This window comes from Chryseobacterium sp. FH1, assembly GCF_000735135.1.
In the GTDB taxonomy this organism is placed as follows: domain Bacteria; phylum Bacteroidota; class Bacteroidia; order Flavobacteriales; family Weeksellaceae; genus Epilithonimonas.
Genome location: NZ_JPLZ01000006.1, coordinates 1683819 through 1706466, shown reverse-complemented (window position 1 = coordinate 1706466; position 22648 = coordinate 1683819). Strand labels below are relative to the sequence as shown.

General features: G+C 36.6%; 22 protein-coding genes. 8 read left to right on the top strand and 14 right to left on the bottom strand.

What is annotated here, in order from left to right:
- Nucleotides 1–6: 6 nt before the first annotated feature.
- Entirely contained in the window at nucleotides 7–378 is a 372-nt protein-coding gene (locus IO90_RS14710; protein ID WP_034968132.1) for a response regulator transcription factor, read from the top strand.
- A 126-nt stretch (nucleotides 379–504) separates the two neighbouring features.
- Nucleotides 505–1230 carry a shikimate dehydrogenase family protein gene (locus IO90_RS14705; RefSeq protein WP_034968129.1) on the top strand — a complete coding sequence of 242 codons (726 nt, stop codon included), beginning with the start codon at nucleotides 505–507 and terminating at the stop codon, nucleotides 1228–1230.
- A 63-nt stretch (nucleotides 1231–1293) separates the two neighbouring features.
- Here IO90_RS14705 and IO90_RS14700 read toward each other — a convergent pair whose 3' ends face one another.
- The 7 genes from IO90_RS14700 to IO90_RS14670 all read right to left on the bottom strand — a co-directional run bounded on the left by IO90_RS14700 (nucleotide 1294) and on the right by IO90_RS14670 (nucleotide 6793).
- Nucleotides 1294–1971 carry a type 1 glutamine amidotransferase domain-containing protein gene (locus IO90_RS14700; protein WP_034969320.1) on the bottom strand — a complete coding sequence of 226 codons (678 nt, stop codon included), beginning with the start codon at nucleotides 1969–1971 and terminating at the stop codon, nucleotides 1294–1296.
- Nucleotides 1972–2150: 179 nt separating this feature from the next.
- Complete coding sequence (locus tag IO90_RS14695; RefSeq protein WP_034968126.1) at nucleotides 2151–2711, bottom strand: Crp/Fnr family transcriptional regulator; 561 nt, start codon at nucleotides 2709–2711, stop codon at nucleotides 2151–2153.
- 18 nt (nucleotides 2712–2729) lie between these two features.
- Nucleotides 2730–3224, bottom strand: a complete 495-nt coding sequence (locus IO90_RS14690) for a DNA-deoxyinosine glycosylase (RefSeq protein WP_034968123.1) — start codon at nucleotides 3222–3224, stop codon at nucleotides 2730–2732.
- 76 nt (nucleotides 3225–3300) lie between these two features.
- The gene (gene dacB, locus IO90_RS14685) at nucleotides 3301–4674 is read right to left on the bottom strand and encodes a D-alanyl-D-alanine carboxypeptidase/D-alanyl-D-alanine-endopeptidase (protein WP_034968120.1); all 1374 of its coding nucleotides are present in this window, start codon (nucleotides 4672–4674) and stop codon (nucleotides 3301–3303) included.
- Nucleotides 4675–4680: 6 nt separating this feature from the next.
- On the bottom strand, nucleotides 4681–6030 hold the full coding sequence (locus IO90_RS14680; protein WP_034968118.1) for a T9SS type A sorting domain-containing protein: 1350 nt from the start codon (nucleotides 6028–6030) through the stop codon (nucleotides 4681–4683).
- Nucleotides 6031–6314: 284 nt separating this feature from the next.
- On the bottom strand, nucleotides 6315–6521 hold the full coding sequence (locus tag IO90_RS14675; RefSeq protein ID WP_034968114.1) for a hypothetical protein: 207 nt from the start codon (nucleotides 6519–6521) through the stop codon (nucleotides 6315–6317).
- Nucleotides 6521–6793 carry a hypothetical protein gene (locus IO90_RS14670; RefSeq protein ID WP_131450900.1) on the bottom strand — a complete coding sequence of 91 codons (273 nt, stop codon included), beginning with the start codon at nucleotides 6791–6793 and terminating at the stop codon, nucleotides 6521–6523. The genes IO90_RS14675 and IO90_RS14670 overlap by 1 nt, the downstream gene beginning before the upstream one ends.
- A 354-nt stretch (nucleotides 6794–7147) precedes the next feature.
- Between IO90_RS14670 and trhA the strand changes: the two genes are divergently transcribed.
- The 3 genes from trhA to pncA all read left to right on the top strand — a co-directional run bounded on the left by trhA (nucleotide 7148) and on the right by pncA (nucleotide 10492).
- Nucleotides 7148–7783: a PAQR family membrane homeostasis protein TrhA gene (gene trhA / locus IO90_RS14665; protein WP_034969317.1), complete on the top strand. Its 636-nt coding sequence runs from the start codon at nucleotides 7148–7150 to the stop codon at nucleotides 7781–7783.
- A gap of 227 nt (nucleotides 7784–8010) precedes the next feature.
- On the top strand, nucleotides 8011–9636 hold the full coding sequence (gene pruA, locus IO90_RS14660; protein ID WP_034968108.1) for an L-glutamate gamma-semialdehyde dehydrogenase: 1626 nt from the start codon (nucleotides 8011–8013) through the stop codon (nucleotides 9634–9636).
- Between the two features lie 250 nt (nucleotides 9637–9886).
- Nucleotides 9887–10492 carry a bifunctional nicotinamidase/pyrazinamidase gene (gene pncA / locus IO90_RS14655; protein ID WP_034968104.1) on the top strand — a complete coding sequence of 202 codons (606 nt, stop codon included), beginning with the start codon at nucleotides 9887–9889 and terminating at the stop codon, nucleotides 10490–10492.
- Between the two features lie 117 nt (nucleotides 10493–10609).
- Here the strand turns inward: pncA and IO90_RS14650 are convergent, their stop codons facing one another.
- A complete protein-coding gene (locus tag IO90_RS14650; RefSeq protein ID WP_034968101.1) occupies nucleotides 10610–11125 on the bottom strand; it encodes a DUF421 domain-containing protein in 516 nt (171 codons plus the stop codon).
- Between the two features lie 93 nt (nucleotides 11126–11218).
- Here IO90_RS14650 and IO90_RS14645 point away from each other — a divergent pair, with 93 nt between their 5' ends.
- Nucleotides 11219–11659 carry a nuclear transport factor 2 family protein gene (locus IO90_RS14645; protein ID WP_034968098.1) on the top strand — a complete coding sequence of 147 codons (441 nt, stop codon included), beginning with the start codon at nucleotides 11219–11221 and terminating at the stop codon, nucleotides 11657–11659.
- Nucleotides 11660–12171: 512 nt separating this feature from the next.
- Here the strand turns inward: IO90_RS14645 and proS are convergent.
- Nucleotides 12172–13647, bottom strand: coding sequence for a proline--tRNA ligase (gene proS, locus IO90_RS14640; RefSeq protein WP_034968096.1), 1476 nt, complete (start codon nucleotides 13645–13647; stop codon nucleotides 12172–12174).
- 147 nt (nucleotides 13648–13794) lie between these two features.
- Here proS and IO90_RS14635 point away from each other — a divergent pair, with 147 nt between their 5' ends.
- Both IO90_RS14635 and IO90_RS14630 read left to right on the top strand, forming a co-directional pair.
- Nucleotides 13795–14874, top strand: coding sequence for a hypothetical protein (locus IO90_RS14635; RefSeq protein WP_034968093.1), 1080 nt, complete (start codon nucleotides 13795–13797; stop codon nucleotides 14872–14874).
- 30 nt (nucleotides 14875–14904) lie between these two features.
- A complete protein-coding gene (locus IO90_RS14630; protein ID WP_034968090.1) occupies nucleotides 14905–16317 on the top strand; it encodes an OmpP1/FadL family transporter in 1413 nt (470 codons plus the stop codon).
- 57 nt (nucleotides 16318–16374) lie between these two features.
- Here IO90_RS14630 and rsgA read toward each other — a convergent pair whose 3' ends face one another.
- The 5 genes from rsgA to IO90_RS14605 all read right to left on the bottom strand — a co-directional run bounded on the left by rsgA (nucleotide 16375) and on the right by IO90_RS14605 (nucleotide 22516).
- Nucleotides 16375–17301, bottom strand: coding sequence for a ribosome small subunit-dependent GTPase A (gene rsgA / locus IO90_RS14625; RefSeq protein ID WP_034968088.1), 927 nt, complete (start codon nucleotides 17299–17301; stop codon nucleotides 16375–16377).
- Nucleotides 17302–17618: 317 nt separating this feature from the next.
- Nucleotides 17619–18698 carry a chorismate mutase gene (locus tag IO90_RS14620; RefSeq protein ID WP_034968085.1) on the bottom strand — a complete coding sequence of 360 codons (1080 nt, stop codon included), beginning with the start codon at nucleotides 18696–18698 and terminating at the stop codon, nucleotides 17619–17621.
- 451 nt (nucleotides 18699–19149) lie between these two features.
- Nucleotides 19150–20622: a serine hydrolase gene (locus tag IO90_RS14615; protein WP_051878736.1), complete on the bottom strand. Its 1473-nt coding sequence runs from the start codon at nucleotides 20620–20622 to the stop codon at nucleotides 19150–19152.
- Nucleotides 20623–20640: 18 nt separating this feature from the next.
- Nucleotides 20641–22092 (bottom strand): serine hydrolase domain-containing protein, encoded by a 1452-nt coding sequence (locus IO90_RS14610; RefSeq protein ID WP_034968084.1) that lies wholly within the window; start codon nucleotides 22090–22092, stop codon nucleotides 20641–20643.
- Between the two features lie 85 nt (nucleotides 22093–22177).
- Nucleotides 22178–22516 (bottom strand): hypothetical protein, encoded by a 339-nt coding sequence (locus IO90_RS14605; RefSeq protein WP_034968081.1) that lies wholly within the window; start codon nucleotides 22514–22516, stop codon nucleotides 22178–22180.
- Nucleotides 22517–22648: the final 132 nt, after the last annotated feature.

Sequence of the window (22648 nt, the reverse complement as noted above, 5' to 3'; positions counted from 1 at the left end):
TTAAAAATGTCAAATTCAAAAAAAATATTCGTAGTAGATGATAGCCCAGCCATATTAGATTCAGTTAAGCTAATGCTAAATATGGAAGGCTATGAAGTAGATAATTATGAGAGAGGTTCCGAAATGTTCAACTCTCTTACGGCATCTTCTAAACCAGATGTGATATTGATGGATATGTGGTTGTCTGGCGAAGATGGCAGAGACATTTGCAAACAAATCAAAGCCAATGAAGATTTCAAAGATATTCCTGTTGTAATCATGTCTGCAAGCCGTGGATTGGGAGATACAGCCATCGAAAGTGGCGCGGTAGATTTCATTCCAAAACCCTTTGACCTTGGAGAGATTGTAGAAAAAATGAGATATTACTCGAGTAAATAATTTTAATTTTCACTAAACAAGATATGAGCAACTTGAACTTATTCAAGTTGTTTTTCTTTTGTATTAATTGATTAATTTTACCAGAAAATTGATCTGTAATTTTCTGATAATTCCTAAATTTGAATTATGGAAAATAAAGCGTTCGGATTGTTGGGAAAGAATATTTCTTACTCGTTTTCAAAAAAATACTTTGAAGAAAAATTCAAAAAACTGTTCCTGAAAAATCACAGCTATAACTTCATTGATATTCCTGAGATCGACCTTTTCAAATCGGTAACAGAAAATCCAGATCTTGTGGGCATCAACGTCACGATTCCTTACAAACAAGCCGTAATTCCTTTTCTCGATGAACTTAGTGATGAGGCTTTACAGATTGGCGCTGTGAATTGCGTAAGATTCCAAAACGGTAAAAAAATCGGTTACAACACAGATGCTTTTGGTTTTGAGAAAACGCTTTTAATCAATAAAAAAGAACATCACAAAAAAGCGTTGATCCTCGGCGATGGCGGCGCGGCAAAAGCTGTGAGATATATCCTGGACAAACATAACATCGAACATCAAACCGTTTCCAGAAAATCCGAAATCAACTTTGAAAATCTGAGTGAAGATCTTGTAAAAGATTCATTACTAATCATCCAAACAACTCCTGTTGGAACCTTCCCGAATGTGGATGATTCTATAAAATTCCCATTTGATGCGATTACGGACAAACATTACGTCATAGATTTGATTTATAATCCATCAGAAACGGCTTTCCTCAGAAAATCTGCAGAAAAAGGTGCAACTACATTGAATGGTTTTTATATGCTGGAGCAACAGGCGGAGAAGGCTTGGGAGATTTGGAAGAGTTGAATCAAAATATATCTTATAAAAAAAGTGATTGTGTATTGACAATCACTTTATCTTTTGTATTAATTATTTTTTCTGCAATTCTGCTAAAATAGCCTCTCCAACGATTTTGGCGGATTGAGGATTCTGTCCCGTAACTAATTTTTTATCAACGGTTACATGAGGTTTCCACTTTTCTGATTTTTCGAAGATGGCGCCACGATCTTTCAATTTATCTTCCAGCAAAAAAGGAACAATTTTTTCCAGTTTCACTTCAGTTTCTTCTTCATTGGTAAATGCATTGATTTTTTTACCATCGACAAGATACTTCCCATTCTTTAGTTTAATATTGACAAGCCCAGCAGGACCGTGACAAACCGCCGCTACAACCCCTCCATTTTCATAAATATCCGAAGCTAATTGTGATAATTTTTGATTATCAGCAAAATCCCACATTGCACCGTGCCCACCGGCATAAAAAATAGCTAAATACGAGTTCGGCTTCACATCATCAGGCTTCAAAGAGTTACCAATTTTGTTTCTATATTCTTTGTTTTCCCAAAATTCTTTGTTTACGGCATCAGTCAAATCAAAACCGTCAACAGGCGGATTTCCACCTTTCGGACTTACAAAATCAATCTCATAACCTGCATTGTGAAGCACTTCCCAGGGATGTGAAACTTCTCCTAGATAATAACCAGTGGGTTCTCCTGTTCCACCCTTTTTGTCGTGACTGGTCACAACAAACAAAATTTTCTTTTTCATAATTGTTTCATTTTGCGCCTGAAAATTATTGCCTAATGACAAAGTAAAAATGACCGCCGTCGTTTTTATCATTAAATTAAAATACTTTTTCATATTGTTTCTTTTGTTGAACAAAACAAAATTCCGAATTATGAATTGGAAAAATTGAGACATACATCACAATTTTACTGTGACAAATGTCAAATCAAACGGCTGAGCGTTTCTCTGGAAACTCCAAGATAAGAAGCAATGAGTGCCTTAGGAATCCGTTGCAACAAGTCTGGATATTGAAGCAAAAACTGTTCATAACGTTCTTTTGCACTACTGCTGAGCAGAGATAAAATTCTCCTTTGCAAAGCTATATAGCCCATATTGGATTTTTTCCGGAAGAAATGTTCTACTTTATGAAGTTCCAAACAAATCTTTTCTCTGTTTTCCAATGACAGACAAAAAACCTCGGTCTCTTCCATGCAAACAATGTTGATGGTAGATTGCAATTGATTGAAATAGGCTTGATAATCTGAAATCCACCAATCTTCTTTCGCAAATTGAATAATATGTTCTTTTCCATTTGCATCTGTACTATAAGCTCTCAACAAGCCTTTCGCAACCCAAAAGTCTTCATTCACAATCTGATTTTCCTGAATTAGAAACTGATGTTTTTTTAATTTTCTGGTCGTGAAATGAGACATTATAAAATCAAATTGATTATCAGTCAATTGTACTATATTTTCAAAATGTAGCCTTAATACTTGATGCATTTTATTTTAATAATTTAATTATGATTTCTTCAAATCATTTTTAATCACTTTCCACCACTCCAGTTTCTCCTCAAACTTCACCGTATGGAGCGGACTTGTAGAAGGCAAGACCACAATTGGAATTTTGAAGTTTTTACCTAGGATTTTTAGCAGATTTTTGTAAGATTTTTGTCCGTTGCAAAATATCATTTTAATATTTGGATGATCTTCAATCAATTGTGGAATATCGTTATCAATTTCCGCCTTGATTTCCGTATCGCTACTACCCTTTCTTTCGCAACTTTCTATCACATCCCAAAGTGCTATATGATTTGCTTTGATGAGATTGATTCTTGTTTCATAATCATCAGAAAACTCCGATTCAAAAAGATGAAACATAATTCTCCAAAACTGATTCTGCGGAAAAGCATAATATTGATTCATTTCCAAAGACTTAGCACCAGGCATCGATCCAAGAATTAATATTCTCGAATTTTCATCTACGATCGGTGGGAAAGAGTTAATTCTGTTCATTTAATTTTTTTTGTCTTCGAGAGCCTCAGAATGTAAATGTCACACTGAGCGGAGTCGAAGTGTTTGTACATTACACTTACTTCAAATTATCCAAAATTTTAAACAAAGCATTACTAATACTTCCACCCTGATAATTATTCAAAATCACAGAAAAAACATAATTCTTCCCACTTTTGGAAGTGTGATAACCAGCGAAAGATTTACTGTCTTTAATCGTTCCACTTTTCATTTTGATGCCATTCTGCATTGGGAAACCTTCATAGAAAACATCAAAATAATTTTGTTTTTTCGCGTATAACAAAGCTTGAACCTGCGCTTTTGCAGAAACATAGTTCTGAGGCGAAAGTCCACTTCCGTCAGCGAAATTGATCATCATTGGATTGATACCTTTCGATTTCCAGAAATCTTTTAGAAAGGCAATTCCTGTTTCGAAATTCGGATTGTTTCGTTTCTCTTTTGCCATTGTTTTGATGAGCGTTTCACCGTAAAGATTGATGCTTTTTCTCAAAAACCAATAGACAATCTTATCAAGCGTTGGCGATTTGTACTCAAGAATAATATTAGAATTTGGCGCTTTTGAGACGGATTTCCCTTCCAATTTTTCATTATAATAAGAAGTGACTTTTCCCGAAACCGAAATTCCATTTTCTTCAAGCGTTTTCTTGATTTCAATAGCTAAATGCATTGGAGGATTGGGCGTTGCACCAGAAACAGTTGTAACTTTTCCTGCGGGCAACATTCCGTTGATCATTGCAGTTTCAGAATGTGGCGCCGTGAAAATTAAACTTTGGTCAGAACTTCCGCCAGTTTTCAGTTCATTGATCCAGTTGACATTTTCGAGCTGATAAGAATAGCTTTTAATTTGATTGCCATTAACATTAATATCAAATTGATTTTCTCTCCAATTCACGCCAAAGGTTCCAGCGCCGTAATAATTCCCAAGATCGTTCCAAGGCCAACCGCCAGGCGTACTTTGAAAATCGAAATAAGAATCGTCCACAATCAGATTTCCAGAGATTTTCTTGATACCCGATTTCTTGATGGCTTCGATCAATTTTTGCTTGAAGTTCTCAGGTTTGTAAGCTTCATATCGCCAACTTCCCAAAGTCGGATCGCCGTTTGAAGTGATATAAAAATCGCCATCCAAATTCCCATTCGATATCTTTCCGGAATATGAAGCAGTTGTTCTGAACTGATAATCTTTTCCCAGAGTTTCCAAAGCCGAAATCGAAGTGAAAATCTTCTGCGTACTTGCTGTAGAAAGTCCTTTGCTCCCGTTGAATTCATAAACCAAATTTCCTTTTTCGTCCGAAACATAAAAAGAAAGATTCGCAGACAAAGCATTTGGTGCAGACATTATTTCTTTAACAGATTTCTCCAGATCTGCAGAAACCGATTGTGAGAAATAAGTTTGTGAAACTACTAATGGAATTAAAAGGAAATACTTCATTAACGCTTACTCTTTTATTATTTTTTCAGAAATTACTTTGCCGTTTCCTAAATGTATATTCAATATGTAAATACCTTTTGATAATCCATTGATAGAATATTTTTCCGAGACAGAGTACTCTTTCAACAACTTACCATCTAATGAATATAACTGTATTGTTTTAACTTCTTTATTATTGATAAAAAAATAATCTTTAATAGGATTAGGATAAAAATTTAACACTGATTTGATAGTTTCTGAAACGCTAAGCCTTGAGCAGGAGATTTCCACTGGAACATTAATGGATCCTGAAATTGTATTTGATAACTGTCCGTAAGTATTCTCGCCCATCCCCCAAAATGAACCATTAGACTTAAATAGTAGTTGACCAGTATCCGATGTTTTTACATATGACCAATCGACGCTGTTGCCAATCTTGTGTAACTTATGTTCCCAAATACTACCACCTGGAGTAAGTACTAAAGTTTTTCTACCCCAATTCCAAAGTGTTCCGTCTGTTTTTATGGCATAGGTATCATTAATACCCGTTGTCAAGCTTTGCCAATTATTAGCGACTCCCATCCTGGTAGGTATCAGTTTATTACCAATAAAGATGTCCCCATATTGTCCCTGTCCATTATCACCCCACATCCAGATTGAACCATTATTTTTGATGGCAGCACTGTATCGAAAACCTGCTGCAACGTCTTTCCAATCGGTATCATTACCTATTTTTGTAGGAAAATATTTATTGACTATCGACCCATCGCCCAGCTCACCATTCAAGTTACGCCCCCAAGCCCAAAGGGAGCCATCATTTTTTATAGCGAAAGTATGAAAGCCACAACCACCGGTAGCTGTTTTCCAATCAGTGTCGGTTCCAATTTGTGTAGGATAGGCTTTACTCACTGTAGTGCCATCTCCTAATTCTCCAAATTGGTTTCTACCCCACCCCCATATTGAGCCATTATTCTTGATAGCTATTGTGTTAGTACTGGTGGTATGTAAACTTTTCCACTCCTTATCGGTGCCAATTCGTACAGGGTTATTCCTTCTTACATTGGTACCATCTCCTAATTGACCAAACTGATTATCACCCCAAGCCCATATAGAGCCATCCGTCTTCATAGCAAGTGTGAAGTACTTCCCTGTTGCAACGGTTTTCCAATCAGTATCGGATCCTATCCTAGTAGGAACTTTTTTATTGACATAAGTCCCATCTCCTAACTGTCCATAGTAATTATATCCCCAAGAATAGAGAGATCCATCCGTTGTTACAGCTACTATATGCGATCCACCACTGGCTACTGATTTCCAACATTGGGCACCAACAAAACTGTAGATAAAAAGTAAAATAATTGTCATTTTTTTAATCATAACATTGATTTTTTTCTGATTATTAGTTTTTAATTTAATTATACCTCGTCCGTTTTAGGTTTTTCTGTAGGTTCTTCCGGAACTGTCACCAGCAGATTATACTGCTCTACCAAAGCATTCAGCTGGTTGATGACCGTACTGTAAGGCGATGGTGGCATTTCTATCAACAAATGTAGTGCATTGATCCTGTCTCGCAAAGCATAATAGGCAGTATTCGTTTCTTCTCTTTTTAATTTCAGAGTTTCCGGAGTAGCGTTGCCATAAACGTGAGTTCTATCAAGATATCAGGTACTGAATTCTGTATTGATGCTTCCCAGCTCTTCTTTCCAGGCTTTCAGGTCAAATGTAACAATGGCTTGGTTAAGCTCCGATTTCTTTTCACAGTCATTGATCAGATTATTGATGACAGCTGTCCCTGCCTGACAATTGAGCCATATCGTTTGATGTTGGCTAGCATAGCATCTGCATTTTGCTTTGTTTTGTAGTAGCATTAATGGTAAGAGTACGCCAATGTAGCGTAATAAATCACATTTACCGCATAATCTCTACTCTCATCCAAAACCAATAGTTCTTGAAAAATAGGATTAGCTAAAACTTTTTTGAATAGGTCTTCCAGCTCATTGATTTTGTCAGAAAGGCCGTTATAATTGGTTTCTATCTGCAAAACTGTTGGGTTGTTTCTTGAAATAATTTCCAAAAAGTCTTTTTGGAATTGCAGATAATTAGCGTTATGCAAACGCGTAAGGTCAATTGAATTAATCATTTTTTGAGTGTTTTTAATATAAGTTTTAAAGATAATTATTTTACTAAAAAACATTACACATATCATCAATCTATTTCAAAATTTCCAAAATTATGTTGCAAGGTTGCAAAAGACTTTCGGACAACTACAAAAGCTAGTCGCATAGGTGCAGGAATGTCCAGGTATGGGCTTTTTCAGTTTTGCAACCTAGTTTTGGGATTTTGTTAATTTCTAACAATATTGATAATTTACAAACTGAAAGTATAAACCAGGCTACACCACCGAAGGTCTCGATGACTATTAAACTTTGTTAAAATAAAATTGTTTTAAGTTCAGAAAAAACTTTAATGATTAACTTTGATTAAAATGAAAATTATGCCGAAGAAGAACCGAAAGCAAGAAGAATTCTACAATGTCATCACACACGGTTTGGGTATTGTTTTATCAATCATAGCTTTGATTTTGATGATCTATTATTCTGTCATCAGCGAGAATATGATTGCGGTTGCTTCTTCTTTGATCTTCGGCATCAGTTTGATACTACTCTATTCTGCGTCAACAATTTACCACGCCGTTTACAGATTGAAATGGAAAAAGATCTGCCAGAAAATAGACCATCTCAGCATCTATGTTCTGATTGCCGGAACTTATACGCCAGTTGCATTATTGGGATTGAAAGGCGCTTGGGGCTGGAGTATGTTTGGTTTGATCTGGGGAATGGCTCTGATTGGATTTATTTTCAAATTCTCACCGCTCAGAAACAATGAGAAGATCTCGCTTTCGCTTTATGCTTTGATGGGTTGGGCTTCGATTATTGCGATCAAACCGATGATTGAGAATCTCTCCACCGGCGCATTATCATTGATTATTCTTGGCGGATTGTGCTACACTTTCGGGATTTATTTTTATGCTAAAGACAGAAAACCGTTTTACCATCCGATTTGGCATCTTTTCGTTTTGTGTGGGAGCATTCTCCACTTTTGCGCCATTTTCTTTTTTATTCTTCCCTGATTGATTTGTATTAATGTAAAATCTGTAAAAATTAACGCATTAAATTATCGATAATAAATTATGTCTTTTTTGAAACTTTAACAAAACCAATTCAATTGTTAAATTCACAAAACATTAATTTACAACAACTTAAATACAATTCAAAATCTCCCTCAATAAAAGAAACTGAATCAATTGCGGTTCTGAAATCCTTATTGTAAATTTGTAAAAATCAAAAATTAAAATTTATGTCTAAAGCCATTTCTCAAGTGCCTTTTGCACAAAACGAACCTGTTAATTCTTATGTACCAGGTTCCGACGAGGTAAAAAGCCTGATTGCCACCTATAAAAAAATGTGGAAAGAAAAAACCGAAATCCCAATGGTGATCGGTGGAAAAGATATTAAAACAGATAAAAAAGTACAGTTAAGTTCGCCTCAGGACCACAAACACGATTTCGGTTTTTATTATGAAGGCGACATGTCACACGTTGACAGCGCGATAGAAACTGCGTTGGCTGCAAAATCAAAATGGAACGCGCTTGGCTGGGAACACAGAGCGGCGATTTTCCTCAAAGCGGCAGACCTTTTGGCTGGGCCATACAGAGATGTGATCAACGCGGCGACGATGATCGGACAATCCAAAAACGTTCATCAGGCAGAGATTGATGCAGCTTGTGAGTTCATAGATTTCTTGCGTTTCAATGTAGAATTTATGACGGAGCTTTATGCTGAGCAACCAGTTTCTGATGCTGGAATCTGGAATCGTGTAGAATATAGACCATTGGAAGGTTTCTGTTTCGCGGTGACCCCTTTCAACTTTACGGCAATCTCCGGAAACTTGCCAGCTTGTATGGCGATGATGGGAAATGTGGTGGTTTGGAAACCATCTGACAAACAGATCTATTCTGCAAAAGTAATTATGGACGTTTTGAAAGAAGCTGGACTTCCGGATGGCGTAATCAATATGATTTTCACAGACGGAAAAGAAACGGCTGAGAAAGTTTTGGCTCATCCAGAATTTGCAGGTCTTCATTTCACAGGTTCTACAAAGGTTTTCCAAGGCATGTGGAAAATGATCGGCAACAATATCCACAACTACAAATCTTACCCGAGAATCGTTGGAGAAACTGGCGGAAAAGACTTCGTGATGGTTCATCCGTCTGCGAATATCGAGGCCGTTGCAACTGGTTTGGTAAGAGGCGCTTTCGAATATCAAGGTCAAAAATGTTCCGCAGCATCTAGAGCCTATGTTCCAAAATCTCTTTGGAATGATGTGAAAGCGGTGATGGAATCTCAAATTAAATCCATCAAGATCGGTTCTCCAGAAGATCCATCAAACTTCGTGAATGCAGTGATCGACAAAAATTCTTTTGAAAAATGCAAAGGCTACATCGACAGAGCTGAAGCGGCAAACGACGCAACAGTTGTAATCGGTGGAAAATATGATGACAAAAAAGGATGGTTCGTGCATCCAACAGTTATCGAGACCATCAATCCTTATTACGAAAGTATCGTGGAGGAAATCTTCGGTCCAATCCTGACTGTCTTTGTTTATGAAGATGAAAACTGGGAAGATACTTTGAAATTGGTTGACACTTCGACGCAATATTCTTTGACTGGTTCTATTTTCGCACAAGACAGATATGCGATTGACGAGGCTTACAAAGCTTTGGAAAATGCTTCCGGAAACTTCTACATCAACGACAAACCTACGGGTGCAGTGGTTGGACAGCAACCTTTCGGTGGTTCTAGAGCTTCTGGAACCAATGACAAAGCAGGTTCTAAAATGAACTTGACGCGTTGGGTCTCTTTAAGAAGCATCAAGGAAACTTTTGTGTCTCCTAAAGATTATAAATATCCATATTTAGGCTAAAAGCCTGAAGTCAGAGGTCAGATGACGGAAGATTTCAATTCGAAAAAAAACTTCGTGTTGAAAACTGCCGGCATCTGACTTTTCTCTTTTATAAAAATCAGGAGCTATTTCCCGCTATCCGCTACTACTCCTCGTGCCAAGGCTTTTCCCGACGCTTGCTGTGGGGTAACCGCTACTATCGGGGCTATAGGTTTCCACATTTATCCAACTTCGGTCTTCGTACATCCGACTTCCGACAATATTTTAACAGATGAAAAAAGCATTAATAATAGTTGATGTTCAAAATGATTTCTGCGAAGGTGGCGCTTTAGCCGTTCCAGAAGCTAACAGCATCATTCCTTATATCAATCTTCTTTTGGCAGAAAACCAATACGACGAGATTATCTTGACGCAAGATTGGCATCCTGCAGACCATAAAAGTTTTGCATCCAACAATGGAAAAAACGTTGGCGAAATGATCACATTGAACGGCGGTGCACAATTTATGTGGCCAGACCATTGCATTCAAGGAACTTTCGGGGCTGAGTTTCAAAAGGACTTGAACCGTGACAAGGTGACGCACATCATCCAAAAAGGAAAAAACATAGAAATCGACAGCTACAGTGGTTTTCAGGATAACAATCATTTTGTGAAAACAGGATTGGAAGATTATTTGAAATATCACGACATTCAACTGGTCGAGATTGTTGGTTTGGCTTTGGATTATTGCGTAAAGTTTACCGCGATAGATGCTTTCAATGCAGGATTTATCACTTGTCTCCACTTCAACGGAACAAAAGCGGTGAATGTAAAACCAGACAGCGCAAGAAATACGATTTATGATTTGGCTGACAAAGGAATTACTATTTTAGCTTAAAAAAATTTCCCTTACAAAGTCTTCGACTCCGCTCAGACTGACAATATTAAAATCTGTCACACTGAGCGGAGTCGAAGTGTTTTACAACTTTAATTTAACAACGAAATGTTCATTTCATCAAGGATTAAACTTCCTTTTAATCCTAGTTTTATGTCTGGAATAATGCGTCTGGTGACTGTCTTTATCAATGGACATCACGCTGATATTGCCATCAACTTCCAGAATCGCCAGCTTCACTTCAGAAACCGTTTCTATGCCGTGTTCGTGGATGGATTCTTCCAATTCATCCTCAGAGATCTGGACTTTCTTCAAAACATCAGTGAAGACCTTTCCGTCCTTAACCAAAATGTATGGATGGTCTTCTATCAATTCTTTCACAAACTTGCTTTTGAAAATAAATTTCTTGACAATAAAATTCGCAACAAACAACACCAAAGCCGCAACAATGCCACCTTGCAAACTGCTATTGGAGCCAACCATCGCATTCTGAACCGCATTGCTTATCAATAACAAAAGAATCACATCGCCGGCATTGAGTTGTGACAATTGATTCTTACCGAAAATCCTTACGGCGATGACCATAAAAAAGTACACTGCAAGCGAACGAAGAACGATATCGAGAATTGGATCCAAGGTGAAAAATTATTAAATAAAGATAGAAAATAAGTTGAATAAGATTTCAAAAGAAAGTTCATTATCTTTGGGTTAGAAATATATAATATTATTATGATCAAAAAATTATTAGTAGCATTAAGCTTTATCGCCGTATCAATGATGTTTGCGCAGAAGAACAATGACCAACAAGCCGTTTCCGAAGCCTCAGAAAAATTGAGACTCGCAATGATCAGCGGTGACAAAACCGTCTTAGAATCTTTGATTCTACCTGAATTAACCTACGGACATTCCGGCGGTCACATTGACTATGCGAAAGAATTTGTAGAAAAATTAGCGAGCAAAAAATCTAATTTCCTCAACATTGATATTACAAACCAATCCATCCAGATCGTTGACAAAACAGCAATCGTCCGTCATCATTTATTCGCAAACACCGAGGACCTTGGAAAAGCACCAGCAGTTGTGAATCTTGATATTTTATACGTTTGGTCTAAAACTAAAAGTGGTTGGAAATTGTTGGCGAGACAAGCTGTGAAGGTGGAGAAGAAATAGTCCTATTGATATTACAAAGTATAATTCTAAAAATGAAATTTAGCTTTATCAAAATTGGATTTTTTCTAACTATTATCTCTTAACATCTAAATCAAACTTAGATGAATATGGAAAAATATAAACATTTTATTTATTTTGAGAATCCCTATTTAAAATTTGGAAGAGCTGAGAAATTCTATAAAATGTATTTTGCAATGTGAGATATTTACCGTCCGTCAAAAAATGGAGTTATCATTTATTTTAAACTTACAACATCGAAAAGACTTTAAAAAAGCTTATTGAGCAAAATGACAAAATACTTTATCCTAATACAACTAATGAAAAACACAGGTTTATCGTTGCGGAATTTGAAGACAACAATGGAGTAAACAGAATAGCCATTCAACAAATACTGTTAACAATGGAATAAAAATCATTGCAAAAAATTTGCCTCACTGGACTGTCCCTAAAAAGTTTCTAAACTTTTAGGGACAGTCTATTTTTCTGAGGATTATTTTTGGTGAAAATCAGTTTTAATAAGCTTTTGCAAAGACAACTCTTTGTTTGGAAGGTTTTCCAGTTATCAAAGAAATACCATCTTCCTGCTCATTATTCAAAGGAATACATCTGATGGTTGCTTTGGTTTCCTGCTTGATTTGCTCTTCTTCCTCTGCAGTTCCGTCCCAATGCGCCAAGATGAAACCACCTTTTTCTACAAGCACTTTTTTGAATTCTTCGTAAGAATCCACTTTCGTAATATTTTCCTCTTTGAATTTTAAAGCCTTATTATATATGTCACTTTGAATCGTTTTTAATAATTCTTCGACATAAACATCAAGACCTTCAATGGAAACGGTTTCTTTGGTTAAATTATCTCTTCTAGCCAATTCTACTGTTTTGTTTTCAAGATCTCTCTGTCCAAGCGCAATTCTCAATGGAACACCTTTCAACTCATATTCAGCGAATTTCCAACCTGGTTTGTTCTGTGTGTCATTATCAAATTTAACCGAAATGCCTTTCGCTTTCAATTTACTTTGAATCTCCAAAGCCACTTCACTGATCTCAGCCAATTGCTCTTCTCCTTTAAAAATCGGAACGATCACAACTTGAATCGGCGCTAAAGTTGGAGGCAAGACCAAACCAAGATCATCAGAATGCGTCATAATCAATGCGCCCATCAATCTTGTGGAAGTTCCCCAAGATGATGCCCAAGGATACTCTTGTTTTCCTTCTTTGTTGGTGAATTTCACATCAAAAGCTTTCGGAAAACTTTGACCCAAGAAGTGGGAAGTTCCTGCTTGCAATGCTTTTCCATCTTGCATCAAAGCTTCGATACAATAGGTTTCATCCGCTCCGGCAAATCTCTCAGAAGGTGTTTTGATGCCTCGGAAAACCGGGATTGCCATAAAGTCTTCTGCAAATTTTGCATAAACTTCCAACATTTTTTCAGTTTCTTCTACAGCTTCATCTCTTGTGGCGTGTGCTGTATGTCCTTCTTGCCAAAGGAATTCGGCAGTTCTAAGGAACAATCTTGTTCTCATTTCCCAACGCACAACATTTGCCCATTGATTGATCAAAATCGGCAAATCTCTGTAAGACTGAATCCAATTTTTATAAGTACTCCAAATAATCGCTTCCGATGTTGGACGAACAATTAATTCTTCTTCCAATTTAGCATCTGGATCAACAATTAATTTTGCTGGATTATTTGGGTCAGTTTTTAATCTGTAATGTGTGACAACCGCACACTCTTTGGCAAAACCTTCGGCATTTTTTTCTTCGGCTTCGAACAAGCTTTTGGGTACGAATAGTGGGAAGTAAGCGTTTTGATGTCCAGTTTCCTTGAACTTTTTGTCCATCTCGTCACGCATTTTTTCCCAAATTGCATAACCATAAGGTTTGATCACCATACATCCTCTCACGCTAGAATTCTCTGCCAAATCCGCTTTTACAACCAATTCGTTGTACCATTTGCTATAATCTTCTGCTCTTGATGTTAACTTTGCCATATTTTTTTTAAACTTGTTTTTAACTTTTTTAACTTTTCGTAATCTAAATAAAAAGCCTAATTTTACGCTACTTTGTAAATAATTACTGGTACAAAATTTGGTTTCTTTTAAGAATACAAATATAGCAAACTTAATAGTACTCATAAAATGAAAAATATCAACAATAAAAGCTTAATGAATTTTATCAAATCAAAAGGTTTGATATTAGTTGCGAGTAGTTTTCTTTTGACCTCTTGTGTGATATACACAGGCGGTTATTCTGAAACAGACGGTGTATATTATGATCCTAACAAGGATTCTCTTCCTGTTGGTGCATATCCTTCTAACAGTAATCAGGTTGATAATTATTACAGTTATCAGGACACATATCCTAGTATTTATGATAATAACCAGCAAAATCTACAAGATCAGCAGGGACGTTACAACTTATCCAGTGATTCTGACTGGGGAACCTTTACAGGAACTGAGACCAACTATACTAGCTTCAATAATTGGGGCTGGGGCGGAATGGGAATGGGATTCGGCTGGGGAGGCGGTTTCGGTGGCTGGGGTTATCCTGGCTGGGGAATGGGCTGGAACAGTCCTTTCAACTCTTGGGGTTGGGGAATGGGCTTCGGCTGGGGATGGGGCAACTCGTTCTACTCACCTTGGGGCTGGGGAGGCGGATTTTATGACCCATTCTGGGGTCCTGGCTACGGCTGGGGCGGTGGATTCTACGGTGGACATAACATCATCTATGGTAGATCTGGCGCAAATGGTGGAAGACTCAATGGGATGATCTCTCAAAACAGAGTTGGTAACAGAACAGCTGGACGTTTCAATGGAATCAATACAAGTGGCTCAAGACAAAATCTTGATGTTCGGAATACGGTTGGAACAAGAAACAGCGGATTAAGAACTCAAAATGATGGTTTCAGAAACAACAATAATGGGATGAGAACTTATCCTAATAATGGTGGAATCAGAAATTCCAATAACGGCATCAGACAAAATTATCCAAACGGCAACGTAAGACAAAATCCAAACTATAATGGCGGTGTGAGAACTACTCCAAATAATGGCGGTGTAAGAACTTCTCCTAACAACGGTGGCTTCAGAAATGAAACATTCTCTGCGCCTTCAAGATCTGGTAACTCTGGTGGATTCAACTCTGGAGGTGGAATGAGATCTGGTGGTTCATCTGGCGGTGGCGGAATGAGATCCGGCGGTGGCGGTGGAAGAAGATAATCTTTAATTAAAAAACATTTCATATAAAAAATGCTAAAAAAAACTTTCTTACTGCTTAGTATTCCTATTTCTTTTGTTTATTTGAAAGCTCAGGATATCTCTGTTATTACAAATACAGTGGATGTTTATTCCTCAAATCCAATTAACGGGACTGCGAAATTTAATTCGATGGCTGGGTCTATCGGAGCATTGGGAGGCGATATTTCTTCTGCAAATCTCAATCCGGCTGGAATCGGGGTTTTCATCACCAATGATCTAAATTTAACTCTTGGCGTACACAGCAATAAAAATACGACAACTTTTGCAGGACAGGCTTTAAGCAATAAGATCAACAATACAGACATCATCAATACTGGTGGCCTTTTGTCATTCAATCTTGATGCGTTAAATTCCAATTGGAAATTCATCAACGTTGGAGTAAACTACTCTACTCGCTCTTTGGATAATTACAGCAACTCTGCTGGTAATTCAAACATTAAAATTGTAGATGATTTTTCTCTTCCGAATCAAATCATAAATTACACATATCGCGGACACGGCTATGATAGATATGGTGATCAATCTAAAATGAATATTGCAGTTGGTGCGAATTATGACAATCGTTTATATTTTGGAGCTGGACTTAATTTTCAGACTTCATTCTTAAGACAGTTTGATTCTGCTGCTTTTCTGTCAGACTATGATAATACAAACCTACTGTATAACAAACAATATACAGGATACGAAGAAAGTGCCGACGGCTTCTCAGCAAACTTCGGGGTGATTGCAAAAGTAAGTAATCAGATCCGCGTTGGTGCAGCTTTGGAAACGCCGACTTGGTGGTCTATGGATAGAGTTTTCAGTCAATACAATTTCGATCAAGATGATAGAACATTTGGCGAAGATAGAAGATTGGTAACGCCGATGAAAGCTACATTGAGTGCGGCTTTTGTTCCAAGCAAAAATTTAGCGATCAACGTCGATTTTATCCAAGGTGTTACAAAACCTAAGTATAAAGTCTATGGAGAAGCGGAACAGGAACTGAATGATTTCTTCGATGATTCTTACAAAAATTCTTCGGAAGTAAGAATTGGAGCGGAATACAGAATCAACGCTTTCCGATTGAGAGGTGGCTACGCTTATCAAGGAAATAGTTTTGATAATCTGTCTCTGCTATCTTACAACGATAATGGTTCGACTTCAAACCAATCGTTCTCTAATCTTCTTGTAGGAAAACGAAATACAATTGGTGCAGGTCTGGGTTATGATTTCAGAGCATTTTATATTGACGCATCTTACCAAAACATAACTTCTGAATATAGCAGCCCTTTCTTACAAGGAAATGTAGATTACAATTCTGGCTATTTCAATGGTGGATTTGATGTCAATAGTGATGCTTACGCCGTTTCGAAAGTTAAAAACAACAGAAGCAATTTCTTTGTGACTGTTGGTTGGAAATTCTAAGAACTACCTTTTCAAATATAAAAAAGTCCTGTAAAAATATTTTACAGGACTTTCTTTTTAGTTTTGATTCATCTCCTCTGCCTCTTCCATCAGCTTGAGATAAGTAATGTATCGTGTCTCCTCTATTTCTCCTGTTTCCAAACCATTTACGACTTCACATTTAGGCTCGTTGATGTGCATACAATTGTGATATTTGCAACTCCTGCCCGCTTTGAAAATCTCAGGAAAATAATGCTGAATTTCTTCTTTCTGAACATCAATCATTGCAAATTCCCGGACGCCTGGCGTATCTATCACCGAACCTCCAAAATCCCAGAAGTGCATCTGAGCAAAAGTCGTTGTATGTTTTCCTTTGAGCTGAGATTCTGATATTTCGCCAGTTCTGATGTGAAGATCTGGTTGCATTGCGTTCACTAAAGTTGATTTTCCACAACCGGAATGTCCGAAAAACACAGAGGTTTTATCTTTAATCTTATCAATCAAAAAATTGAGATTGAGTTTTGTGTATGATGAAATGTTCAAAGTGTCGTAACCGATGTTTTGGTACATCGCTTCGATATTTTCCACGATTTCTTTTTCCTCGTCATTCAAAGTATCCATTTTGTTGAATAGTATCAAAGGCTTGATATTGTAAGCTTCGCAACAAGCAAGAAAACGGTCCAAAAATCCTAATGAAGTTTCTGGGAATTTTAAAGTATAAATGAAACAGGCAATATCTACATTCGAAGCAATAATATGCGCTTCTTTTGAAAGGTTTACGGATTTTCTGATGAGATAATTCTTTCTTGGGAAAATTTTTGTAATCCAGGCTACATCATCCTGCTCCAAAGAAAATTCAACTTCATCTCCCACTGCAAGCGGATTTGTAAGTCGGGTTTTTATCAGTTTGAATTTGCCTCGGATTCTGGCTTCGTAAACAGTTTTAGATTCTGCTTCCAAAACCTGATACCAACTGCCCGTAGATTTGATGATGATTCCTTTCAAAAAATAGATTTTAATATTTCACAAAGTTAAAGCTTTTATCGTGTTGACAAATAAAAACCCTTTCAGAGTTTGAATTCTGAAAGGGTTATTTTACTTTTCAACTAATGTTCTTCTGCTGATAAATGTTGAATGAAAAACAAATCTTCAAATTTTGCGAAGCTGCAGCCCGACTTGAGCGGAAATCCTTTTTTGCGTCATCTTCGAGTTCTATTGAAGTGGAAATCGTCTGCAAAAAAGATTGGGAGTGGAAGGCGGAAAAAGCTGCCCCAATAACTAAAAGTCTTCAAGCTCCTCAGACTGACAAGCTTTTATCTAAATTATTTGTCAATCATAATATTATTCTGCACCTCGATGCTTTCTTCGTGGATCGCTTTGAAAACTTTCTCGATGAATTCTTGGGACATTCCTGTTTCGCTGGCTTTTTGGTTCGCATATTCTGTGATCACTTTCCAACGTTCTGGCTGGAAGATGGCGATGTTGTTTTCTTTTTTCAGATTTCCGATTTTTTCAGAGATTTTCATTCTTTGCGACAACAATTCGATCAATTGGAAATCCATATCGCTGATGAGCGTTCGGTGTTTTCCCATCTCGTCTTCGTACCCAGAAATATCGGAATTACGAATCTGAAGATTGCCTATCATCTCGGCCAAAACTTTTGGCGTGATCTGCTGAGAAGCATCGCTCCAAGCGTTGTCCGGATCGTTGTGACTCTCGATGATCGCACCTTGGTAACCTACGTTGAACGCTTCCTGCGCAACGCCGGCCAAACCAGTTCTGTTTCCACAAATGTGCGACGGATCTATGAACAATGGGATATTTGGAAATTGATTTTTGAAATCCAAGGCAATCTGCCAGTTCGGAATATTTCTATACTTCGTTTTTTGGTACGTTGAAAAACCTCTGTGAATGGCACCAACATTTTCAATCCCTTGACCTAGCAATCTTTCCAAAGCACCGATCCAAAGTGCTAAATCTGGATTCACTGGATTTTTCACCAAAATTGGTTTGTTGGTTCCGCGCAAAGCCTGAGCGATTTCTTGAACAGTGAAAGGATTCACCGTAGAACGCGCACCAATCCAAAGAATGTCAACATCTGCTTCCAACGCTGCGAAAACGTGGTGCGCATTTGCAACCTCAGTTGCTGTTTTGAAACCGTACTCTTCTTTTACTTTTTTCAGCCAATTGAGACCAATTACGCCAACGCCTTCGAAACCGTTTGGTTTTGTTCTCGGTTTCCAGATCCCTGCACGGAAAGCGGAAATCTCTGCACCACTTTCCTTCAGTTGTTTTGCTGTTTCCAACATTTGAGATTCGCTCTCTGCGCTACAAGGTCCTGCGATGATCATTGGATTTGCGAAGTCTTTGATCCAATCATTTTTTAATTCATTAAGGTTCATATTTCTAATTTTTTATTTTAAATTAATGCAATAGTATATCTGTTATAAATGTTGATTTATAATTCTTTTCCAAAAAATAACGTTTAAAAACTTTAAATGAGTTGCGGAAGTCTGAAATATTCCACGGGATTTTTGAGAAAGAAATCTAGTTAGCTAAACCAATAAAATCGGTAATAGTTTCTAAAATTTCTATAATAAGATCCAAAAAAGCTAAATGATCCACCAAAATACTCGGCAGATGCAAAAGTTGAAAGATATGGAAATTGGATTGATTCCATTTGTAAATGCCTTACTGGAAGGCTTTTTAGCTTGATTGAGTTAATTGATTTCGACTATTGTGGTCGAAATCTTGGACAAATATATAAATTAATGGGAAATGAGAACTATGATTGTGCAATTATTTTTTCATTAAGTGATAAATGTTGTAGGAAAATGAAATTAAGCTCTATTTTTATTTTGTCTGGTTTTCAATCTTCAAAAGCATTTCCTTCGCATTAGAATTATCTGGATTTAGCTCCATAGCTTTCTGATAATTCTGTTTGGAAAGCGCATACTCTTTATTATTAAAATAAGCTTCAGCCAAGCTGTCATAAGGATTTCCAGAGTTTGGAAATTCGGAAACGTAGAGTTTAAATAGTTTGATGGCTGATTCTACTGCTCCACTTCTCATCAATTTGTAGCCAAGATTATTCAATTCAGATTCATCAGAAAAATTGTAAGAATCGGGTTTATTTTTCTTTAATTCTTTGTAATAAGCAATTCCGGAATCTATATTTTCAAAACATTTTTTCTCGATTTCTCTTCCGATTAATTTTTGTCCAAATGGTTTCAAATCGTCAATTAGATTTTGGACAGCGTTATATAGATTCCCATAAGTATTTTCGCCACCTTGATTGGTGATCACAGAAATACCGATGTTATAATCCGGAAAAACCCAAAACAAATTCTGCGTCCCAAAAGCACCACCGTGTTTTCTGGCATTTCGACCGTTGTGATTTACCGTAACTTCATCCCAAAAATAAGCGTTCCAATAATTTTTATTATTAAGTAGATCTCTTTGTGATTCCTGAACGAGCGGATTATTTTTATCCAATTCAAATTTCAAAAATGTCGTCAAATCAGTTAATGATGATTTCAAATAACCTTGTGCGCCCCAAAGTGAGTACGGCAAAAATGGCATCAGAACGCCGTTTCCATCGTAACCATTTGCGATGGTTTCATTTTGACTGATGTGAAGTTTTGTGTGATTTAATTTTAAAGGAATGAAGATATTTTCCTTCAATAAAGTCTCATAACTTTTTCCATAAACATTTTCAAGAATATGCGCTGTCAGTTGTAGAGTTCCGTTGTTATAATTATAGACAGTTCCTGGCAAAGCCTCTATTTTGATTGATTTCAAATCTTTGAAAAACTGCTCTTTCGTGTAAGCTTTTTCTAATTTTTCAACTTTGAAAGCAGTGCTGTCATTCCTTACTTTCATCACTTCACTTCTGTCTGGCAAATCTTTATTAAAACCGGATTTCAGTGAAACCAAATCCTTAATCGTTACAGGTGTTCCATTAAATTGAAGGTTCGGATAAGAACCTGTGATATATTTTCTGATGTCGTCATCCAAACTTATTTTCCCATCCAGAACAGCTTTCGCTACCAACGTTCCGGTAAATAATTTGGTAACAGAAGCGATTTCAAATAATGTTGAATTATTGGCTTTATTGCCTTTTCCTTTGTCGATTTCGCCGTAATGTCTGGTGTAAGTTTTCCCGTCTTTTACGATTCCGATGGAGAAAGAATTTGCTTTTGATTCTTTCAAGAATGCTTCTGCCTGAGCATCCATTGCTGAATAAATTTGCTTTTCAGTTAAAGTTTTTTGGGCAAATGCGGAATATCCGAATGTTATGATGATGATGGAAAGTAGTTTTTTCATTTTTCTAATTTAATTATTTTACTTTGAAATTTCTTTCTCAATTTTAGAAAGCATTTCTTTTCCGTTTTCGTTTTTAGGATTTAGTTCAATCGATTTTTTATACATTTCTATTGACTTATTTTTATCTCCTATTTTTAACAATACTTCTCCATAACTGTCATAAACATTCCAGCTTTTAGGGAATAAATAAACGTTGAGTTTGAAAATTTCCAAAGCCTCGGTTTGTTGATTATATGCCATCATTCTGTATGCCCAATTATTCAACTCTACTTCTTGAGGTTCAAATTCGGGATTTTTCTTTTTCGTGTTTTTTGTAAAATCAATAGCCTTATCAAATCCAATTTCTCGAAGATTTTTCCTCAAAAAAGTTAGAGGATCAGCTTCTAAAATATCCGCATTGTAACATCCTGCAATCTCTTCCAGAAAATCTTCAGGAGCACTTCCGCCTAAATTTGTCAAAACAATGATTGCCAATTTATCATCCGGATAAATCAACAAAGCGGATCTATTTCCGCCAGACATTCCTATTGCTTTATGGTTTTTTCTAAATTTTGCAATTCCCCAACCTCGTGTCCAGTTGGTCGGATTCCCATCATTGAATTTGTTTGGCGACCACATCAAATCTAATGTTGCAGGTTTTTGAAATAATTGACCATTTTGCAAAGCAATTATCCAGTTTGCCATATCTTCAGCTGTACTATTGACTCCCGCTCCGGTTCTTAAAAAATCAGGAAATTCGGTATAATTATTAACCAATTTATCATCAGTTTTTTTGCTATCAAATAAATTTCTGTAACGATAAGTAGGCGCAAATTGCGGAATCAAATCTCTTGAATCTCCAAACAATGTATGTTTCATCCCAACAATTTCAAACTGTTTCTGCTCGAAATTATTAGCAAATGATTGTTTACTGACTTTTTCGATAATCTTTCCTAATAGATAATAATTGGTCTGATTGTAACTGAATTGTTCACCTGTTTTAAATTCTAGAGGAAGTGTTTTCAGTTTTTCCCAAATGGCTTGTTCGGTTTTTAAAGGACCTATGTTACCAGTGAGAGGATCAAGAAGTTGTAGGATTTCGGGCAATCCTGAAATATGCGTCAGCAATTGGTCAACCGTTATATTTTGCCATTCTGAAGGTAAATCATTTAGATATTTTTTGATAGGCGCATTGAGTTCTATTTTACCTTGTTCGACCAATTGCATTACAGAAACACCAGTGAAAATTTTTGTATTAGAATTAATTGGAAAAATGGTCGTGTTTTTGACCGGAATATTATCTTGGATATTTGCAACGCCGTAAGATTTACTCAAAACAATTTTTCCATTTTGAACAACCGCTAATTGCAATCCAGGAATTCTTCTTTCTTTCATTTCACGATTGATAATTTCATCAACATTTGAACTTTCAGTTTGTGCAAAAATGCTGAGCGATAAAAATAGCAGAATAATCAGGTTTAGTTTTGTCATTTTTTAAGTTTTCGAATACTACTATGACAAACTAGACTGTGATTTTGTTACATCAAAAAGGTAATTGTACATAAACTTAAAATAATTAAGTCAAATCGAAACGCATCAAATCATCCAGATCTTTCAGTAGCGGATTAATTTCAACAAATTTTTCGAAGATTTTACGCTTGGTCAAAACTTCTTTTTTGATGGTCAAATCTGTCTGATATTCGATTTCAATTTTGAAGTTGCTGACTTTATGCTTGAAATGGTTGAAGAACTCGATACTCAATCTATCGAATTCTGACTTTGCAAATTCAGAAGAATATTTGACCGTGATTTGATGTTCATCCGTTTTTTCTAACTTGAAGCTGCTGATGGCGTTGTAGACGAAAGTATTGGTTCTAGCAAGATTTTTAAGAAAAATATCCCATTCTCTATCCACATCGGTCTGTGAGAAATGGTTTGAAGGCAGATTTTCATCTTTGATTTCTGCAAATTCATCCTTTACAATTTCTTCCTTTTTCTCAAGAGCTGCTTTTATGCTGAACTTAGAGTTAGAAGAACTTCTAGCAAT

Excerpts from the sequence above, each read along its gene's own strand:
- IO90_RS14710 (WP_034968132.1), top strand. The coding sequence starts at position 7 with ATGTCAAATTCAAAAAAAATATTCGTAGTAGATGATAGCCCAGCCATA.
- IO90_RS14705 (WP_034968129.1), top strand. The coding sequence starts at position 505 with ATGGAAAATAAAGCGTTCGGATTGTTGGGAAAGAATATTTCTTACTCG.
- IO90_RS14700 (WP_034969320.1), bottom strand. The coding sequence starts at position 1,971 with ATGAAAAAGAAAATTTTGTTTGTTGTGACCAGTCACGACAAAAAGGGT.
- IO90_RS14695 (WP_034968126.1), bottom strand. The coding sequence starts at position 2,711 with ATGCATCAAGTATTAAGGCTACATTTTGAAAATATAGTACAATTGACT.
- IO90_RS14690 (WP_034968123.1), bottom strand. The coding sequence starts at position 3,224 with ATGAACAGAATTAACTCTTTCCCACCGATCGTAGATGAAAATTCGAGA.
- dacB (WP_034968120.1), bottom strand. The coding sequence starts at position 4,674 with ATGAAGTATTTCCTTTTAATTCCATTAGTAGTTTCACAAACTTATTTC.
- IO90_RS14680 (WP_034968118.1), bottom strand. The coding sequence starts at position 6,030 with ATGATTAAAAAAATGACAATTATTTTACTTTTTATCTACAGTTTTGTT.
- IO90_RS14675 (WP_034968114.1), bottom strand. The coding sequence starts at position 6,521 with ATGCTACTACAAAACAAAGCAAAATGCAGATGCTATGCTAGCCAACAT.
- IO90_RS14670 (WP_131450900.1), bottom strand. The coding sequence starts at position 6,793 with ATGATTAATTCAATTGACCTTACGCGTTTGCATAACGCTAATTATCTG.
- trhA (WP_034969317.1), top strand. The coding sequence starts at position 7,148 with ATGCCGAAGAAGAACCGAAAGCAAGAAGAATTCTACAATGTCATCACA.
- pruA (WP_034968108.1), top strand. The coding sequence starts at position 8,011 with ATGTCTAAAGCCATTTCTCAAGTGCCTTTTGCACAAAACGAACCTGTT.
- pncA (WP_034968104.1), top strand. The coding sequence starts at position 9,887 with ATGAAAAAAGCATTAATAATAGTTGATGTTCAAAATGATTTCTGCGAA.
- IO90_RS14645 (WP_034968098.1), top strand. The coding sequence starts at position 11,219 with ATGATCAAAAAATTATTAGTAGCATTAAGCTTTATCGCCGTATCAATG.
- proS (WP_034968096.1), bottom strand. The coding sequence starts at position 13,647 with ATGGCAAAGTTAACATCAAGAGCAGAAGATTATAGCAAATGGTACAAC.
- IO90_RS14635 (WP_034968093.1), top strand. The coding sequence starts at position 13,795 with ATGAAAAATATCAACAATAAAAGCTTAATGAATTTTATCAAATCAAAA.
- IO90_RS14630 (WP_034968090.1), top strand. The coding sequence starts at position 14,905 with ATGCTAAAAAAAACTTTCTTACTGCTTAGTATTCCTATTTCTTTTGTT.
- IO90_RS14620 (WP_034968085.1), bottom strand. The coding sequence starts at position 18,698 with ATGAACCTTAATGAATTAAAAAATGATTGGATCAAAGACTTCGCAAAT.
- IO90_RS14615 (WP_051878736.1), bottom strand. The coding sequence starts at position 20,622 with ATGAAAAAACTACTTTCCATCATCATCATAACATTCGGATATTCCGCA.
- IO90_RS14610 (WP_034968084.1), bottom strand. The coding sequence starts at position 22,092 with ATGACAAAACTAAACCTGATTATTCTGCTATTTTTATCGCTCAGCATT.